Origin of the sequence: Streptococcus entericus DSM 14446 (assembly GCF_000380025.1) — a bacterium.
Classification (GTDB): domain Bacteria; phylum Bacillota; class Bacilli; order Lactobacillales; family Streptococcaceae; genus Streptococcus; species Streptococcus entericus.
Genome location: NZ_KB904172.1, coordinates 1 through 18256, shown reverse-complemented (window position 1 = coordinate 18256; position 18256 = coordinate 1). Strand labels below are relative to the sequence as shown.

At 44.4% G+C, this 18256-nt stretch carries 19 protein-coding genes and 4 tRNA genes; 22 read left to right on the top strand and 1 reads right to left on the bottom strand.

All coding sequences use genetic code 11. The annotated features are described in order from the left end of the window. From A3GW_RS0106720 to A3GW_RS0106685, 8 genes are all read left to right on the top strand, one after another. Positions 1 to 90, top strand: a tRNA-Ser gene (locus A3GW_RS0106720). A gap of 52 nt (positions 91 to 142) precedes the next feature. Further along, positions 143 to 216, top strand: a tRNA-Met gene (locus A3GW_RS0106715). A 3-nt stretch (positions 217 to 219) separates the two neighbouring features. Next, positions 220 to 292 (top strand) — tRNA-Phe (locus tag A3GW_RS0106710). A 34-nt stretch (positions 293 to 326) separates the two neighbouring features. Beyond that, positions 327 to 414 (top strand) — tRNA-Ser (locus A3GW_RS0106705). 53 nt (positions 415 to 467) lie between these two features. Continuing rightward, entirely contained in the window at positions 468 to 1307 is an 840-nt protein-coding gene (gene mreC, locus A3GW_RS0106700; protein WP_018368521.1) for a rod shape-determining protein MreC, read from the top strand. Beyond that, positions 1300 to 1830, top strand: a complete 531-nt coding sequence (gene mreD / locus A3GW_RS0106695) for a rod shape-determining protein MreD (protein ID WP_018368520.1) — start codon at positions 1300 to 1302, stop codon at positions 1828 to 1830. The genes mreC and mreD overlap by 8 nt, the downstream gene beginning before the upstream one ends. 74 nt (positions 1831 to 1904) lie before the next feature. Beyond that, complete coding sequence (gene pcsB, locus A3GW_RS0106690) at positions 1905 to 3140, top strand: peptidoglycan hydrolase PcsB (RefSeq protein WP_018368519.1); 1236 nt, start codon at positions 1905 to 1907, stop codon at positions 3138 to 3140. 212 nt (positions 3141 to 3352) lie between these two features. Further along, entirely contained in the window at positions 3353 to 4321 is a 969-nt protein-coding gene (locus A3GW_RS0106685) for a ribose-phosphate diphosphokinase (protein WP_018368518.1), read from the top strand. Between the two features lie 25 nt (positions 4322 to 4346). Here the strand turns inward: A3GW_RS0106685 and A3GW_RS0106680 are convergent, their stop codons facing one another. Then, positions 4347 to 5210, bottom strand: coding sequence for an RluA family pseudouridine synthase (locus A3GW_RS0106680; protein ID WP_018368517.1), 864 nt, complete (start codon positions 5208 to 5210; stop codon positions 4347 to 4349). Positions 5211 to 5628: 418 nt separating this feature from the next. On the opposite strand from A3GW_RS0106680, the gene A3GW_RS0106675 reads away from it, so the two are divergent. From A3GW_RS0106675 to A3GW_RS0106615, 14 genes are all read left to right on the top strand, one after another. Continuing rightward, complete coding sequence (locus tag A3GW_RS0106675) at positions 5629 to 6411, top strand: hypothetical protein (protein ID WP_018368516.1); 783 nt, start codon at positions 5629 to 5631, stop codon at positions 6409 to 6411. A 340-nt stretch (positions 6412 to 6751) separates the two neighbouring features. Next, positions 6752 to 7159 carry a hypothetical protein gene (locus A3GW_RS11875; protein WP_211205398.1) on the top strand — a complete coding sequence of 136 codons (408 nt, stop codon included), beginning with the start codon at positions 6752 to 6754 and terminating at the stop codon, positions 7157 to 7159. Positions 7160 to 7168: 9 nt separating this feature from the next. Then, entirely contained in the window at positions 7169 to 7798 is a 630-nt protein-coding gene (locus A3GW_RS0106665; protein WP_018368514.1) for a hypothetical protein, read from the top strand. Further along, positions 7795 to 8433, top strand: a complete 639-nt coding sequence (gene ccmA, locus A3GW_RS0106660) for a heme ABC exporter ATP-binding protein CcmA (protein ID WP_018368513.1) — start codon at positions 7795 to 7797, stop codon at positions 8431 to 8433. The genes A3GW_RS0106665 and ccmA overlap by 4 nt, the downstream gene beginning before the upstream one ends. A gap of 154 nt (positions 8434 to 8587) precedes the next feature. Beyond that, the gene (gene pbp2a / locus A3GW_RS0106655) at positions 8588 to 10867 is read left to right on the top strand and encodes a penicillin-binding protein PBP2A (RefSeq protein ID WP_026216634.1); all 2280 of its coding nucleotides are present in this window, start codon (positions 8588 to 8590) and stop codon (positions 10865 to 10867) included. 50 nt (positions 10868 to 10917) lie between these two features. Further along, entirely contained in the window at positions 10918 to 11070 is a 153-nt protein-coding gene (gene rpmG / locus A3GW_RS11500; RefSeq protein WP_083907125.1) for a 50S ribosomal protein L33, read from the top strand. Then, positions 11067 to 11243 (top strand): preprotein translocase subunit SecE, encoded by a 177-nt coding sequence (secE, locus tag A3GW_RS0106650; protein ID WP_026216633.1) that lies wholly within the window; start codon positions 11067 to 11069, stop codon positions 11241 to 11243. The genes rpmG and secE overlap by 4 nt, the downstream gene beginning before the upstream one ends. A 109-nt stretch (positions 11244 to 11352) precedes the next feature. After that, complete coding sequence (gene nusG, locus A3GW_RS0106645; protein ID WP_018368510.1) at positions 11353 to 11898, top strand: transcription termination/antitermination protein NusG; 546 nt, start codon at positions 11353 to 11355, stop codon at positions 11896 to 11898. Positions 11899 to 12004: 106 nt separating this feature from the next. Continuing rightward, on the top strand, positions 12005 to 12418 hold the full coding sequence (locus A3GW_RS0106640; RefSeq protein WP_018368509.1) for an Ohr family peroxiredoxin: 414 nt from the start codon (positions 12005 to 12007) through the stop codon (positions 12416 to 12418). Between the two features lie 127 nt (positions 12419 to 12545). After that, on the top strand, positions 12546 to 13127 hold the full coding sequence (gene rpoE / locus A3GW_RS0106635) for a DNA-directed RNA polymerase subunit delta (protein WP_018368508.1): 582 nt from the start codon (positions 12546 to 12548) through the stop codon (positions 13125 to 13127). 501 nt (positions 13128 to 13628) lie between these two features. Further along, positions 13629 to 15113 carry a threonine synthase gene (gene thrC, locus A3GW_RS0106630; protein ID WP_018368507.1) on the top strand — a complete coding sequence of 495 codons (1485 nt, stop codon included), beginning with the start codon at positions 13629 to 13631 and terminating at the stop codon, positions 15111 to 15113. A gap of 56 nt (positions 15114 to 15169) precedes the next feature. Next, positions 15170 to 16447, top strand: coding sequence for an MATE family efflux transporter (locus tag A3GW_RS0106625; RefSeq protein ID WP_018368506.1), 1278 nt, complete (start codon positions 15170 to 15172; stop codon positions 16445 to 16447). Between the two features lie 25 nt (positions 16448 to 16472). After that, positions 16473 to 16883 carry a peptide deformylase gene (locus A3GW_RS0106620; RefSeq protein WP_018368505.1) on the top strand — a complete coding sequence of 137 codons (411 nt, stop codon included), beginning with the start codon at positions 16473 to 16475 and terminating at the stop codon, positions 16881 to 16883. A gap of 121 nt (positions 16884 to 17004) precedes the next feature. After that, a complete protein-coding gene (locus A3GW_RS0106615; RefSeq protein WP_018368504.1) occupies positions 17005 to 17886 on the top strand; it encodes a class II fructose-bisphosphate aldolase in 882 nt (293 codons plus the stop codon). Positions 17887 to 18256 lie beyond the last annotated feature (370 nt).

Sequence of the window (18256 nt, the reverse complement as noted above, 5' to 3'; positions counted from 1 at the left end):
GGAGGATTACCCAAGTCCGGCTGAAGGGAACGGTCTTGAAAACCGTCAGGCGTGTAAAAGCGTGCGTGGGTTCGAATCCCACATCCTCCTTAAGATGATAGTTGAGTGTATTGCTCAGCTATTATTTGAAAATTATTATTAACGCGGGATGGAGCAGCTCGGTAGCTCGTCGGGCTCATAACCCGAAGGTCGTAGGTTCAAATCCTGCTCCCGCAATAAGGCTCGGTAGCTCAGTTGGTAGAGCAATGGATTGAAGCTCCATGTGTCGGCGGTTCGATTCCGTCTCGCGCCATAGTTAAAATAGCTTAGTGCTGATATAATGTCTTGGAGAATTACTCAAGAGGCTGAAGAGGACGGTTTGCTAAATCGTTAGGTCGGGTAACTGGCGCGAGGGTTCGAATCCCTCATTCTCCGTAAGTAAACGAGGTAGATAGTTATCTCGTTTTTTGTTAAGTGAGGGTGCTAAGATGAAGAAACGACGTTTTTCTAAATGGATTATTTTTGCAATGACAAGTGCTTTGTTACTGGTATCATTGCTTTTTTTTGTCTCGGGTAATCGAGAAGCAGCAAGGCAGCTGGCTAATTTTCCAGCAGCTGTTCTAGCTCAGTTCACCAGCTTCATGAGATTACCTGTAGACTTGGCTACTGATTTTGGGCAGGAAGTTACGGACTTGTTTCAAGCCTATAATGAAAATAAATCGCTGAAACAACGTTTGTCAACCTTAGAAAATCAAGATCGTATCATTGAGCGTTTGGAAAACGATAATGCGACACTCCGTGAGGCATTGTCAATCAAGAAAGAAATTTCACCACAGCAACTTCTCTCTGCTCGTGTGATTTATCGCTCGACCTTATCTTGGCTAGAAATGGTTACACTGGATAAAGGGGCGAAAGATCAGGTAACATCACACATGCTTGCAGTGACAGATAAGGGTCTTGTTGGAACCATTAGCCAGCTGAATGACACGACATCTCAGGTTGAGTTACTGACTAATACGGCTCGCCAAACGGCAATTGGCGCAAGAATAGAAACAGCATCAGGAATCTTGTACGGTATGGTGCTCGGCTATGATACTGAAAAAGAGGCCCTTAAGCTAAGTCAGTTTAATCAGCAACTGCCGATTAAGGTTGGTGATAAAGTTTTGACTAGTGGGCTTGATGGCACCGGGCTAGAGGGAATCACCATTGGGCAGGTTAAGGAAATTGCTCGGACAGAAGACCAAGCTCTGATGGCTTATGTGACGCCTGCTGTCAATAATACCAGCTTGACTTCTGTGACACTAATAGGGGAGGGTGGAAATGATTAAGAAACGTGTTCTCCTCTGGTTAATTATGCTGGTGACTTTTTTCTTGGACGGGCAGATTTCCTTTTTCCTATCTGGCTTGACTGACTTCCGCTGGCTGGTAACGAGTCAGTTTCTCTTGATTAGTATTTTCTATATCAGTATCCTATGGCGTGATCTTTTCAGTTATCTTAGCCTAGTCTTGCTGGGGTTATTTTACGATCAGCATTATTTACTGACCATTGGGCTTGCGACCGTACTATTTCCATTGGTTTATTTTATTTTATCAATCACTAGGCGTTACTGGCTAAAGGGGAAATGGGATCGTGCTTTTGCCTTAGTTCTCTTACAGGTGTTATTTCCAGTAGGCCTCTACTGGCTGGGCTATTTTTACCAGTTAACAACGGTGACATTTTCAGAGTTCTTTAATCGTCAGATGCCTGGGACGATACTGTTTAATGGGGTGACCTTATTTTTCTTCTTTCGTTACCTAGAACCGGTTTTATTTAGGGGTGTTGATTTTCGTCAAATATCAACCGAACTGTAATATAGGTGTAACATACTCAGCCCCTTTTTTTGTTAAAATAGGTAATGTCTTAAACTAGAAGGAGTGTCTATTCTATGAAAAACAAAATTATTTCAGCAGCACTGGTTAGTGGATTATTCTTGAATACAGTTGCACCACTGTCTGTTTTTGCTGAAGATTTTGACAAGAAGATTGCGCAGACCGATGCGACCATTGCCAATCTATCAGCAGAACAAGCACAAGCTCAAAGTCAAGTTTCCAGTTTAGAAAAACAAGTTGCTGATTTAGAAGCGCAGCAAGATGAGCTCGCTAAAACAAACGAAGAGTTACAAGCTGAGTCAAAAGAATTGATTGCAGAGATTGATAGCTTGTCACAAAAAATTGTGGCAAGAAACAGTCAGTTGAAAAAGCAAGCACGTAGTGCGCAGAAAAATCAACAAGCATCCACCTACATCAACACGATTTTAGAAGCTGACTCGTTATCAGAAATGGTTAGCCGAATCATGGCGATTCGTAAGGTTATTTCAGCTAATGAAAAATTATTGAAGCAACAACAATCGGATAAAACAAATATTGAAGAAAAACAAAAAGCTAACCAGGAAGCTATTAACACTGTTGAGGCTAACCGTGTGACCTTGTCTGAGAACACCTATGCTTTGAATGTTCAAAAGGCAGAGTTAGAAGTTGCTCAAATCAATTTACAAGCTTCTCTAGCAACTGCTGAAGAGGAAAAAGCTAGCCTCTTGTCTGCAAAGAGTGCAGCTGAGGAAAAAGCTCGTGCAGCAGCTGAGGAAAAAGCTCGTGCAGAAGCGGAGGCTAAAGCTCAAGCTGAGGCTCAGGTGCAATCCATTGCAGCTTCTCGTGCAGCAGTTGCAACTCCAGTGCAAGAGTCAGCTGCCCCTGCTGTGCAGACGTTAGCAGCGCCAGCACAAGCAGCTGCCCCAGCAACTCAACAAACTTATACAACTGCCGCTACGACAGCAGTATCTTATGATTATAGCACCTATCCTGTTGGTGAGTGTACATGGGGTGTCAAACAGTTAGCTCCATGGGTTGGGAACTACTGGGGTAATGGTGGTGACTGGGCAGCAAGTGCCCGTGCGGCTGGTTTCCGTGTTGGCACGACACCAGCTGTAGGAGCTGTCGCTGTGTGGACAGGTGGCTATTATGGCTATGGTCACGTTGCTTACGTTGTTGCTGTTGAGAGCGATACGAAGATTCAGGTTCAAGAATCTAACATGATGGGTAAACGCTACATTGATAACCATCGTGGCTGGTTTAACCCAACAACCACTAGCGAAGGGGTTGTATCTTACATCTATCCAAACTAGAGTGCATTATCAGGACTTGGAAAAGTCCTGTTTTTTATATTAAAAGGCTCAGCTAGCAAGACTAGATTATTAAATATTTGAGACAACTTGATAAATAGATCGGGTTGTTATTTGGCAATGGTTGTTTAAGTCAATATCTTAGTTCCTTTTCTTATTGAAAATTCCGCTAAAAAGGGTTACAATAGAGGTAACGAAAATTTTTGGAGGGTTCTATGTCGTATTCAAATTTGAAGCTCTTTGCCTTATCGTCTAACCAAGAGTTAGCTGAAAAAGTAGCTGATATTATCGGTATCCCGCTTGGGAAGTCATCTGTTCGTCAGTTTTCAGATGGTGAAACTCAAGTCAATATCGAAGAATCGATTCGTGGTCATCATGTCTTTATCTTACAATCCACTAGTTCACCAGTCAATGATAACCTGATGGAAATCTTGATTATGGTAGATGCCTTGAAACGTGCGAGCGCAGAGACTGTAAATGTTGTCATGCCTTACTACGGATATGCTCGTCAGGATAGAAAGGCACGTTCACGTGAACCAATTACCTCCAAATTAGTTGCCAACATGCTTGAAATTGCTGGTGTTGACCGTTTGTTGACGGTTGATTTGCACGCATCTCAGATTCAAGGGTTCTTTGATATTCCTGTTGACCATTTGATGGGAGCGCCACTGATTGCTGACTACTTCATTCGACGTGGGATGACTGGAGAAGACTATGTGGTGGTCAGCCCAGATCACGGTGGCGTGCCTCGGGCGAGAAAATTGGCCCAGTTTTTACAAACTCCACTGGCAATTATTGACAAGCGCCGTAGCGTTGACAAGATGAATACAAGTGAAGTGATGAATATCATCGGTAGTGTCGCTGGGAAAACATGTATTTTAATTGATGACATGATCGACACAGCAGGGACAATCTGTCACGCTGCAGATGCTCTGCGTGATGCGGGAGCCGTTTCGGTTTATGCCAGCTGTACGCACCCTGTCTTATCAGGACCTGCCTTGGACAATATTGAGCGCTCTGCTATTGAAAAACTGGTGGTGTTAGACACCATCTTCCTTCCAGAAAATCGTGTGATTGATAAGATTGAACAGATTTCAATCGCAGATTTGATTGCTGAAGCGATTATCCGCATCCATGAAAAGCGTCCCTTGTCACCACTTTTTGCCCTATCAACTCCAAAATAAAAAGAACTCCCTAGCAATTTATGTGCTAGGGAGTTTTGAGTGTTTGTTCAAAGGTTTTAGACGAACAAGTGACAGTAATCTCCTGACGTGTGAGGGGATGGGTGAAGTTGAGTTGATGGGCATGAAGCATGAGTCTGCCTTTAGGTTTGGGATGATAAAGCGGATCGCCTAATAAGGGCAGCCCCTGGTGTGACAGGTGGACACGGATTTGGTGGGTGCGTCCTGTTTCGAGCTGACAACTAACGAGCGTTCGCTGCTCGTCAAACTGAACTGGGCTTACTCGAGTCAGGGCTACTTGTCCGTGTCGATGATCAACGACGCGTTTTCGCCGATCATGCCGATGACGACCGATTTTATCGCTAATCGTCCTAGTCTTGGGCAGAAGACCATCAACCAGAGCGAGGTACTGGCGCTTGATACGTTTTTGCTCCAGGAGGCGGTTCAGCAGAGGGAGGATAAAGGGATTTTTGGCAAATAGCACAGCACCGCTCGTTTCCATGTCTAACCGATGGACGACATAGCAGACGCAGCCAGCATAGGTGGAGACATGATTGAGCAGGGCGATTTCTGTGGGCTCATTGCCATGGGTCTTGAGCCCTTCTGGCTTGTTGACAATGATGAGGTGGTCATCTTCGTAGAGGCAGTCGATGAGGTCAGCATTGCCAGCAGGCAATGTTTTTTGAGGGTAGTCTTCCTCATCAAAGGTTAGGTTGATGACATCTCCGAGATGGACTGAGCTCTGCCAGTTGACAGCTCTGCCATTGACCAAGAGATGCTTTTTTGTCCGTAGGAAATGCCTAATTTTTCGAGGAATGAGTAAGTGCTCCTCTAGAAGTTCTTTCACGCTACAATCTGCAAAGGTGTTGTGAATGGTGTAAGAGGTTGTCATGTGTGCTCCTTTAGGTATGGCTAGGGTCGACTCCTTATCAAGCTGTCTCAGGTGATTTTTAAGTCTCGTGAGTATTGAGGGAGTGTTGTCGGTTCTGTATCGTTTTTTTGACTGAACTTGACTTTTTATTGTATACCCTATCATATAAAATTTAGTTCAGAATAGCAAGGTTTTGCGAATTTATACTAAAATATCCCAACAAATAGAGATAATAGCTAACCATTTAAAAATCTATATGAATATTCTATAATTGAGATAGGGAATTCTGGGAATTTGGTTATGTTACCTATGAGCTCGGACCACGTTAGCCTTGCTTCTGATTTTTGGTAAACAGTTGTCTGGTATGGACTTTCCACATGTTCAAGGGAAAAGAACTCACTTCCCTTTCTTGTAGATATTGAGCAGAGAGGATGATACTATGATAAGTTATTTTTTAGCTGAGTTAAAGCGAGCTGTCTTATCTCAAAAGAACCTTATAGCCATGTTGCTGGTATTAGTCAGCCTCTTTATCGGAATGATGAGTAGCTGGGATTCAATCGCTGAATTTAAGGGAGTGTCGCTCTTCTTATATGCCTTTTCTTTGGGATCAGGTGCTATCTTGCCAGTTGTAGCTCCTCTGATTGTAGGTCTTCCGTCCTCAAATGCTTACTTGGAGGATAGGGAGAACCATATGATTTATGGGATACTGACCAGAACCACTCTAAAAACCTACTATATTGTGAAAATAGCGTCCAATAGTTTAGCGTCAGCGCTGTCTATCATGTGTCCCTTGACCTTATTCTTACTCACCAATAGGATCATGTTGCCATTTGAGAAAGGCTTGTATTTCGGTGAAATTGGCGGTGCGTGGTCATCTGTTTTTCGTCAGCATCAGATGTTGTATGCTATCCTCACGGTGATAAACAGTGGTATCTTTGCTGCGGTCTATGCCAATCTCGGGTTGGTATCGACTTTCTTTATCCGTAACAAGCTAGCTTCTGCTGTTATTCCTTTTGGCTTATACCTGCTCCCGTCATTTGTTTTTCCGTTTATAGGACTGGATAGATTTGAACCAGTCACAACATTTGATCTAACCGCCAATACAACAGCTAATGTTTTATCGGTCTATGGTCAGCTATTGCTAATCCTATCTGTGACGCTTGTCGTCGGGTTTTTCAGACTAAAAAAGGAAGTGATCATTGATGATTCAACGGATGATTAGGCTTTTGGGGCAGAGGTATGAGAGAAAATTAGCTGTGTATGTCTTACTGCTGCTTTGCCTAATCAGTTTCAGCTTTCTCCAATTTAATCTGTCGTCATCAGAAAAAAATTTTTGGCTCTGGCAACTTTATCTGACCAGTGATCTATATACTGCTATCGTGGGAGTCCCCTTGGTCTGTTTAATCGGTAGCAGTTTTATCTCCAGACTATTTTTTCCAAGCCAACTAGCTCTACTACGTTTCAAAGATAACAAACGGTTATTTGGGCATCAGTTGTTAGTACAGGTCATGTTTTGGATGACATTTGTCTGTTTACTGGCTTTAATGGGGATCCTGATTGGTATGTTTACAACAGATGTCAATGTGTCATGGACACCAGAAACGGTTAAGCGCTACACAGACCTGTTCTCAGCACAGCCGTTTCTAGGCAGGAGTTTGGCTAGTCAAACTATCTTCGTCGCAATTAACTTTTACTGTTATTTATTCTTTTTGCTAAATCTTCATCAGTTTTGCCGACTGCTCTTCAGCGAAAAGGTTTCTTTATTTTTAATGATAGCTTTTATCTTCTTTCAATCCTTTATCTATAAATTGACGATTTACTCACCAGTTCTTTCCTTGCTGCCGATTTATCACTACCAAGCGGTTCATGTTGGAGCTGTTTGGGAAAACATGGTGTACTGGCTGTCTGGTAACCTTTCTTTGATAGCGATGACCTATATTCTGGAGATAAGACGGAACCATACAGACTAAGGAGATGCGATGTTAACAGTCTTGTTCAAGAAAAATATAACCCCAAAAATCGTACTTGCTGTGCTGGTGTTCTTTTTCCTTCTTCATTTATCGGGTCACTATATGCTCGGTACGGAGGCTGAAGAGAGTGTGCTAGCTTACTACCAGCTGAATTATCGCCATTTTTACCTTATTGCTAAGCACATCTCACCTATTCTCTTGTTCCTGTTTTTATTTGTGTTTAAGATTGATATGACAGAGAGTTATACTGGTTTACTCATTATGCGACAGGGCAATCAATATAAACACTTGTTGGACATCAGTTGCTATATCGCCTTGGTGGGAGCTGTTTACTGGTTGCTTTATTTTCAGGTATTTTACCTCTTATCCGGATCCAGCAACATGCTCTCTCTTAGGGAGATGATCAGGTTGATAGTCATCATTGCTCAAACAAGCAGTTTATATTTTTGTTTATCTAGGGTGTTTAGAAATGCCCAAACAGCGGCGCTCATCTCTTGCGCAACCGTGGTTTATTTGAGTATGCAGTCTCAAGGCATGGCTGATTGGCTCACATTAAGTCCGGTTCCGTTACTGGTCATCGTTACTAGTCTACTTTTTATCATTATTGACATCACTAAGAAAGGAGCATTGCATCTATGAAGACAATTGAGATTAAGGAGATGTCGTTCTCTTTTGGGAGGCAAGATATTTTTAAACAGCTTAACGTCTCCTTTGCTTCTGGAGAAATCGTGGGCATCACTGGTAAAAATGGTTCTGGGAAGTCGGTCTTGTTTAAGATCATTGCTGGCTTGGCAAAGCCAAAAGAGGGTGAAGTCTGGGTCAATGGGAGAGAGGTTGCGACATCCACACGGTTTGCGGACAAGATTGGGGTACTGATTGAGGAGCCATCGTTTTTGCCTGAGCTGACGGCTTACGATAATCTAGCTCTGCTATTGAGCATTAACCAAAACGTTTCCAAGGAAGTCATAGAAGATGCGCTGGAGGCAGTGGACTTGCTGGCATTTAAGGATAAGAAAGTCAAGCACTTCTCTTTGGGCATGAAAAAGAAAATGGGCATCGCTCAAGCCATCATGGAGCATCCCAAGGTGTTATTGCTTGATGAGCCGATGAACGCCTTGGATGCAGATGCTGTGATGAAGATGAGAGAGCTGATTTTGCGACTGGCTAAACAAGGAGCAACTATTTTGATTGCTAGCCACAATCAAGAAGACATTGACTGTTTGTGTCACAAAGTGTACAAGGTTGAAGATTACAAGCTGGTCGAACAGTCATAGTGTGGTAAGTCAAGTATCGTTATAAAAAATGAGCAATAGGGGCACTCACTCAATGAAACTACTTGCTCATTTTTATGTGGAGAGAAAGACTAGCTCAAGAGGCATTTTACAGCAGAAATATGACTTTTTTGCTGTTTTTTTTTATAATCAGGTTATGACACTATTAGATTTATTAAAGAAAAAATTTTTGAAGCCATCATCGAGCGATGCGAGTGAAGAGTATGGCGATGTCTCCTTGGAGGATACGGTCGTTTTTACTCAGCTGTCAGAAGAACCGCCTGCAACACCGACCTACCGTCGGCGACGTAGCCAGAAGGATGACATGGAACAAGATGAGAGGACGAGTCTACTTAGCCGATTTCGGTTACCGACATCCCATCCCCTTCGTCGCTACTGGCGCCGTTATCATGTCGGCAAGGTGCTCTTACTCATGGCTGCATTGTTTGGTCTTGTGGTGGGAGGCTACTTGTTTTATCTAGCCAAAACGGCCAAGGTCTCTGACTTACAGGCTTCCCTAAAGGCTGTCACGGTCATCTATGACCGAAACAATGAGGAGGCAGGCACCCTGTCTGGTCAAAAAGGCACCTATGTCGAACTAGATGCCATCAGTGACCAGCTGGAACAGGCAGTGATTGCGACAGAGGACAGAACCTTTTATGACAATAGCGGGATTAACTTTCAGCGAACTTTTTTAGCGCTGTTGACTTTAGGGAAATCTGGTGGTGGCTCAACCATCACTCAGCAGTTGGCTAAAAATGCTTACCTGACTCAAGATCAGACCATCAAGCGTAAGGCTAGGGAATTTTTCTTGGCGCTAGAATTGACCAAAAAATACAGTAAAAACGACATCTTGACCATGTACCTCAACCACGCTTATTTTGGCAATGGGGTCTGGGGCGTGGAAGATGCCAGCCAGAAATATTTTGGGGTGTCAGCCGCTGAGCTGAGTTTAGATGAGGCGGCAACCTTGGCAGGCATGCTTAAAGGTCCAGAGATTTATAACCCCTACGCTTCTCTGGAAGATGCCACCAACCGTCGAGATACGGTGTTGCAGTCCATGGTAGAGGCAGGTTACATCAGTCAGGAAGTTGCAGATCAGCATATGGCGGTAGCAATGGCAGAGCGTTTGGCTGATACCTATGCTGGCAAGGTGGATAATTACGCTTATCCTTCCTATTTCGACGCGGTAGTCAACGAAGCGATTGAAATGTATGGCTTGAGTGAGAAAGACATCGTCAACAACGGTTATCGGATTTATACCGAGCTGGATCAGAACTATCAAAGTGGCATGCAACAGACGCTTGATAATGATGAGCTGATTCCTGTATCTGAGATTGATGGCAGTCAGGCGCAGGCAGCCAGCGTGGCTCTAGACCCGACGACAGGAGGTGTTCGTGGTCTGGTCGGTCGTGTCAATAGCAGTGAACAGCCGACCTTTAGAACCTTTAACTTTGCAACGCAAGCAGAGAGAAGTCCGGCATCAAGCATTAAACCCTTGATTGTCTATGCGCCAGCTCTTGCCAATGGCTGGGCAACAGATAGTCTCTTGCCGAATAGCCATCGTGATTTTAACGGTTATGCCCCACATAACTTTGGCGGTTATGAGTCTGAGGATGTGCCTATGTATCAAGCCTTGGCCCAGTCTTATAATATCCCAGCGGTGTACTTGACCGAGCAGATGGGGATTGATCAAGCCATCACTTATGGCAAACAGTTTGGCTTAGAGATGGATAAGGCTAATCGAGAATTAGGCATTGCGCTGGGTGGTAGTGTAACGACCAATCCGTTAGAGATGGCGCAGGCTTATGCGACATTTGCTAATGGCGGTGTCATGCCTAAAGCCCACCTCATCACCCGAATCGAGACAGCAGACGGTCGTGTGATTAAAACCTACAAGCCGACAAGTCAGCGCATTTTGAGCAAGGCTGTAGCAGACCAGATGACTAGCATGATGCTGGGGACTTTTTCAAATGGTACAGGGGTGCGTGCCAATGTCTACGGTTATACCTTAGCAGGAAAAACAGGAACAAGCGAAACAGCATTTAACCCAGAGCTTGTTGGTGACCAGTGGGTGATTGGTTATACGCCTGATGTGGTCATCAGCCAGTGGGTCGGTTTTGAGCAGACCGATGAGAATCACTACCTCAGTGATGCTAACGCTTATATGGCGCCTCAACTCTTTAGCACGCAGGCGAGCTATATTTTGCCTTACACGGCAGGCACGCCTTTTTCTGAGGAAAATAGCTATGCGCTGGATGGTATCGCCCCAGAATATACTGATGAAGCCAGCCAAACAGAATCTCAAGACATCATCGATGGGCTTCGCCAATCAGCTCAAGAAGCCGCAGACAAACTCCGCCAAGCCGTCGACGACTCAGGTTTAAGAGAAAAAGCCCAGAACCTCTGGGATCAGCTGATCAATTATTTCAGATAAGTTGCCAATTGCTGTCAGATATGATAGAATAGGGTGTAAAAGGAGGCCTTATGGCACAAAAAAAAGCAAGTCTAGCCTGTACAGATTGCGGTAGCCGTAACTACTCGATTAGTGTCAGTAGTAACCCAAAACCCACTCGGCTAGAAGTCAAGAAATTTTGCAAGCATTGTAAACAGTACAGCTTACATAAAGAAACACGATAGGAGAGCTCATGGGCATTTTTAAGGTTTTACGAGATACTACTTGGCCAACACCAAAACAGGCATGGAAGGACTATATTTCCATTCTTCAGTACACCGCATTTTTCACACTCATCATTTTTATCTTTGACAAACTCTTGTCACTAGGTATTTTTGAGTTAATCAACAAATTTTAACCTGAACCAGCAAAAGGCTAGGACTTTTGCTGGTTTTATGATACAATAAAAGTAACCAGACAGCCGAAAGGCTTTTTTCTAAACAATCAATTAACAAAGGAGATGTGACATGTCACTATTAGATAGTTTTGATAAGGGATGGTTTGTGCTACAAACCTACTCAGGATATGAAAATAAGGTCAAAGAAAACCTCTTACAACGGGCGCAAACCTATAATATGCTTGAGAATATTTTGCGCGTGGAGATTCCGACACAGACGGTCAACGTTGAAAAAAATGGTGAAACAAAAGCTGTCGAAGAAAACCGTTTCCCAGGCTATGTCTTGGTTGAGATGGTCATGACCGATGAGGCTTGGTTCGTGGTGCGGAACACCCCAAACGTCACAGGGTTTGTCGGCTCTCACGGAAACCGTTCAAAACCGACCCCGCTTTTGGAAGAAGAAATCAGAGCCATTTTGGTATCAATGGGACAAAGTGTGGACATTATCGACACCAACATTAAGCCAGGTGACATGGTTCAGATTATCGATGGTGCCTTTATGGGACAAGAAGGTCGTGTTGTTGAGATTGACAATAACAAAGTCAAGATGATGATTAACATGTTTGGTACAGAAACTGCAGCAGAGTTGGAACTTTATCAGATTGCGGAGCTATAAGGCCTCAACAACGGATAAAGACTTAGGTGCGTGTCGCATTAGTGACACTGCTTAAGGGCAGAACGGTTATTCAGTAGCTGATAAGTATATGAAATGAGGAAAACACATGCAAAAAATTTATAGTACTAAAGTTTATAACACAGGTGGACGTGTTGGACAAGCCTTTACAGAGGACAAAGCTTTTCAGGTAACGGTAGTGCAGCCAGGAACGAAACAAGAAGGTGCAACCAATCCTGAACAGCTATTTGCAGCAGGTTATGCTTCTTGCTTCAACGGTGCTTTGGGAGCTGTTCTTAAACAAAAAGGTATTGTGGCAGAGGCGACAGTGTCAGCAACGGTTACTCTTTATACCTTACCGACAACAGATTTGCCAAATGTTCAGCTGGGTGTTGCGATTGAAGGGCATATTGAGGGAGTGACCTTGGCGGAGAGCCAGGAATTGTTAGAGCTTGCTCATACGGTTTGCCCTTATTCAAAAGCTGTTGCAGGCAATATCGAGGTGACGGTTACTGCTGTCTAAGCAAGGCACTTTAGCAATGGCTGTTTGTAAGACAATCAAGCTAAAATCATTTGACGAAACATGGATTTTATCGTAAAATGAAAGAATGGATAAAACTGGCGAATGCCAAAACAGTAAGGAGCACACCTTGACATTAGACGTATTTGCAGGACAAGAAAAAACAGAACTTTCAATGATTGAAGTTGCCCGAGCTATCTTAGAAGAGCGTGGTCGTGATAACGAGATGTTTTTCAGTGACTTGGTCAATGAGATTCAACGTTATTTAGAAAAATCAGATGCAGCGATTCGTTCAGCCTTGCCTTATTTTTATGCTGATTTAAATACTGACGGTAGCTTTATTCCCCTCGGTGAAAACAAATGGGGTCTACGCTCCTGGTATGCGATTGATGAGATTGATGAGGAAATCATCACGCTGGAAGATAACGATGACGATGAGGAAGCACCAAAGCGTAAGAAAAAACGTGTTAATGCGCTTGCTGGTGATGATGACATTGACTACAGTGATGATGACCCAGAAGATGAAGACTACGGTCGTGATACTGACCAAGATTTAGAGTATGGCGAAGACAATGCCGATGATGAAAAGTCTGAAGTTGATAGCTATGACAGTGAGCTAAACGAAATTGACATCGATGCTCCACTTGATGACGATGACACTAGTGTTGCTATCGATGATGACGATGACTTTTCAGATGACGATGAAGTCTAAGACCTCTCTTGTCGATATGATGAGGAGCTTTAGAGACAGTTATGTTGCCAGCTGAGTTCACTTTATTCAGCGGTAGGACGGCGGGAGATAAAGTCCCATAAACAATGGGATTGACAAAGCCATTCCCAATTACAATGTCTGATCGAGGCTTAATCTGGCGTCGGGATAAGTTGAGTTTGGTTTGATACTGCCAAGCAAGCCAGCTAAAAATTTTAATGAAAGACTTGGTTCTGGATGTTACAGGACTAAGTTTTTTTGTTCTAGTCAGAGCAATTGCTGTGGAAAGGCGCAGGTACCTTTCAGAAAATCAAGTTATCGCTAGAGAGCGTCACTTGGCAACAGAAACTAGTTGTTAACCATCTTATGCTAAGCTATCTAGTCAATTAGACTGAATTTGATTTATTCTTGTCAGCTATCTTGGGAGGGAAATCGGAGACGCGCCTTTTTGTGATTAGTTTTTAGGTATGGTATAATGGTAAAAAAGATATGTTGAGGACGAATATGCCATTACTTTACCAATCAACTCGTGATGCAAATAATCGTGTCACTGCTAGTCAGGCCATTTTGCAAGGTTTGGCGACGGACGGTGGGCTCTTTACACCGACGGATTTGCCTGTTGTTCATCTGGACTGGGATCACCTGTCATCGGCCAGCTACCAAGAGGTGGCTCAGCTGATTTTGTCTGCTTTTTTGGATGATTTCACGCCAGAAGAGCTGGCGCACTGCATTCAATCTGCCTATGATGACAAGTTTACTAGCTCTGCCATTGCTCCCATCCGAAAAGAAGGCAATAGCTATATCCTTGAGCTGTTTCATGGGTCCACCATCGCGTTTAAGGATATGGCGCTGTCCATTTTGCCTTATCTGTTGACCACAGCGGCTAAGAAACAGGGGACGGACAAGAAAATCGTTATCCTGACGGCGACTTCTGGCGACACGGGCAAGGCGGGCATGGCGGGCTTTGCAGATGTAGCAGGCACAGACATCATCGTCTTTTACCCTAAAGGCGGTGTTTCTAAGATTCAGGAATTGCAGATGACCACGCAGACAGGGGCTAACACTCATGTGGTGGCGATAGAGGGGAATTTTGACGATGCCCAGACAGCGGTCAAGCAGATGTTTAATGATGAGACGCTGCGGGAGCGTTTGGCGCAGGCGGGCTATCAGTTCTCTTCTGCCAATTCGATGAACATTGGTCGCTTGGTGCCACAGATTGTCTACTATGTCTATGCCTATGCCCAGCTGGTGGCGCAAGGAGAGATTGCAGCAGGTGATGCGATCAATATCGCTGTTCCGACGGGCAACTTTGGGAACATTCTCGCGGCCTACTATGCTCGTCAGATTGGCCTGCCTGTCCACAAGCTGATCTGTGCATCCAACGATAACAAGGTCTTGACCGACTTTTTTGCCAGCAAAACCTATGACAAGAAGCGAGACTTTCGTGTGACGACCAGCCCATCTATGGATATCTTGGTGTCGTCTAACTTGGAGCGCTTGATTTTCCATTTGGTGGGCAATAGCACAGCTAAGACCAAGGAGCTGATGGAGCAGCTAGCGACAGCTGGGGAGTATAGTCTGACTGAGTTTGATCCTGCTATCTGGGAGTTGTTTGAGGCAGGATTTGCCACAGAAGAGCAGACCGCGGCTGACATCAAACGCCTCTATGAGGAAACGGGCTATGTCCAAGATCCGCATACAGCAGTGGCGTCCAGCGTCTACCAAGCTTACCGTACACGGACAGGAGATGAGACGCCAACCGTGATTGCATCGACAGCGAGTCCCTATAAATTCCCACGCGTAGCTGTCTCTGCCATCACAGGAGTAGACAGCGGGGACGACTTTGTTGCCGCAGAGGAGCTAAGAGACATCTCTCAGGTGGCTTTGCCAAAAGCTGTTGATGGCTTGCAGACCGCTACCGTCCGCCACGACAAGGTGGTTGCAGTCGCTGACATGCAAGCCGCGGTGGAGAGTTATCTGGGTTTGTGAGAGTTATGACTTATAGAGGAGCGAGGACAGGTGTCTGAGCTCTTTTTTGGAGAATTATGTATTATAAAAAATTGTTGCGCATCGCTCTTCCCGCCATGGGAGAGAATGTCCTGCAAATGTTGATGGGGACGGTGGATGCTTATTTGGTGGCTCAGCTGGGAATTGTCGCCGTTTCTGCTGTTTCGGTTGCCAACAATGTGCTCAGTATTTATCAGGCAGTTTTTGTCGGTTTAGCTACAGCGGCCAGCAGTCTTATTGTAAGGCAGGCTAAAGAGGCTGACAAGGTTGCTTTCATCGGACAAACGGTCGTTTTGACAGTTCTCGTTGGAGTGTTGCTGGGATTGGGAACCTTACTTTTCGGCGGTTATTTTTTATCAGGCTTAGGATTATCAGGTCATGTCTTAAGGCTTGGTCAGTCCTACATTGGTGTTGTGGGTGGAGCAACTGCTTTATTGGGGCTGATGATGAGTTTGAGTAGCCTCATTCGTGCGCAAGGGCAGCCAAATCGTCCCTTCTGGATTAGTGTGTTCGTCAACCTTGTCAATCTGGTTTTATCCATTTTATTTTTAACCTTGACTGACTTGGGCGTAGTCGGAGTGGCTCTAGGAACGGTTTTGGCACGAGCTCTCGGCGTGGTCTTGCTTTGGTCTTCACTTGATTCGCGTCCGACGGTGCGCCAGCTATTGTTCAAAAAAGATAACACACTCTTGTACCAATCACTACCGCTTATCGGTGAGCGGTTGATGATGCGAGCTGGTGATGTGGTGCTGATTGGCGTGGTGGTGAAGCTAGGAACGGAAGCCGTGGCTGGGCATGCGATTGGCGAAACCTTAATCCAGTTTAGTTACCTGCCAGCCTTGGGGATGGCTGTGGCGACGGTGATTTTAGTGGCTAACGGTCGTCATCAGCAGGAGAAGCTCAATGGTCTAGTCCATCAATCCTATTACCTTACTATTGCGATGATGGCGTTGACGAGCTTAATCGTTTGGGGTTTTGGAGATTATTGGCTTAGCTTCTTTACCAAAGAGGCTGTTGTAACCAGCTACGCAAGGATTATTCTGCTTTTTTCCGTGCTGGAGTTTCCTGTGACGGCTGGAACACAAATTTTTACGGCGACCTGGCAAGGTTTGGGACGTCCTCAATTACCATTTGTAGCGACAAGCATCGGCATGTGGCTAGTTCGGGTACTGGGGGGCTATCTGATGGCGATTGAACTTGGTCTCGGGCTATGGGGGGTGTCGCTGGCTATTACCTTGGATAATCTTTGGCGTACCCTCTTTCTCTACTGCCGCTATCGTCGTTGGTTAAAAGGGCAGTCAGGGAAGGTTTCCTAAAATCATAAATAGAAAGAGAAATACAATGATGAAATCAATTGTGACAGATGTCTTTTTTCTTAGTCAGCCAAGTAAGCCTGCCACCAAGGCAGATCGTTTTATTGGTCAAGAATTGCAGGCGACGTTAGTTGCGAATAAGGACCGTTGTGTTGGCTTAGCGGCTAATATGATTGGTTACCATAAACGCGTTATTATTATCGACCTTGGGTTGTCTAGTTTGGTCATGTTTAATCCTGTTCTGCTAAGCAAGAGCCAGCCCTACGAGACCCAAGAGGTCTGTTTGTCCTTGTCAGGAAGTCGACAAACGACACGCTATCGTGAGATAAGGGTACGCTTTTTCAATCAGCAATGGCAGGAGCAAACGCTGACCTTGACCGATTTTCCAGCTCAGATTTGTCAGCACGAATTGGATCATTTAGATGGTATTTTGATTTGAGGGTGTCGTTGGTTAAGGAGAAATTTCTACTCAGGGACTGGAAATTTTTACCAAAATGTGATAGAATGAACGAGTAAGGGTTTAGCTCTGCTATTGCCCAAAAAATAAAGGAGGCTATCACATGCCATTAGTTTCAGCAGCAGAATTTGTCAAAGCAGCCCGTGAGAACGGCTACGCTGTCGGCGGATTCAACACCAACAACCTTGAATGGACTCAAGCAATCCTGCGTGCAGCAGAAGCCAAGAAAGCACCAGTGCTTATCCAAACCTCTATGGGTGCAGCTAAGTATATGGGTGGTTACAAGGTTGCTCGCAACCTCATTGCGAACCTCATTGAGTCTATGAACATTTCTGTGCCAGTTGCCATTCACTTGGACCATGGTCACTACGAAGACTCTCTGGAGTGTATCGAAGTGGGTTACACTTCTATCATGTTTGACGGTTCTCACTTGCCAGTTGAGGAAAACCTTGCAAAAGCTCGTGAAGTGGTTGCTCTTGCACACTCAAAAGGTATCTCTGTTGAGGCTGAGGTTGGTACTATCGGTGGTGAGGAAGACGGTATCGTTGGTAAGGGCGAACTCGCTCCAATCGAAGATGCTATTGCTATGGTTGAAACTGGTATTGACTTCTTGGCAGCTGGTATCGGTAACATCCACGGCCCATACCCAGAAAACTGGGAAGGTCTTGACCTTGAGCACTTGAAGAAATTGACAGAAGCTATCCCTGGCACGCCAATCGTTCTTCACGGTGGTTCAGGTATCCCTGATGAGCAAATCCAAGAAGCGATTCGTCTTGGTGTGGCTAAAGTTAACGTGAACACTGAAGGACAGATTGCCTTCACAGAAGCAACGCTTAAATTTGCGTCTGACTACTCTGCTAACAAGGCTGAGTACGACAAGAAAAAACTCTTCGACCCACGTAAATTCCTTGCAGACGGCGTGAAAGCTGTTCAAGGTATGGTTGAAGAGCGTATCGATGTCTTTGGTTCAGCCAATAAAGCGTAGTCATTTCAGAAAAAAGCAATTTTCGGATTGCTTTTTTTAATCTAGCAAACATGCTGATAGGATGCCGACATTATCTAAGTTGGTGAGCAAGTAAGGCATCTGCAATCATAAAAGCTTCTCTAGTGAAGCTTTTTTCTACCATTTGTCAAGTCTATCAAGGTTTTAGAGAAAAAATAATTTTCATACAGTCATCAAAATAGGGAAGTGACCTTACTTTACACTAAAGATTTACATAAAAAGTGTATACAAAACCAACACCTTATTTTGTGATTTTTGAAATAAGGTGTTACAATAATATGGCATAAACAATTTTACTGATTTTGGGTTAAAGTGTAATCGTAAAGTTTGTTATGCATAATGAGGTAATACA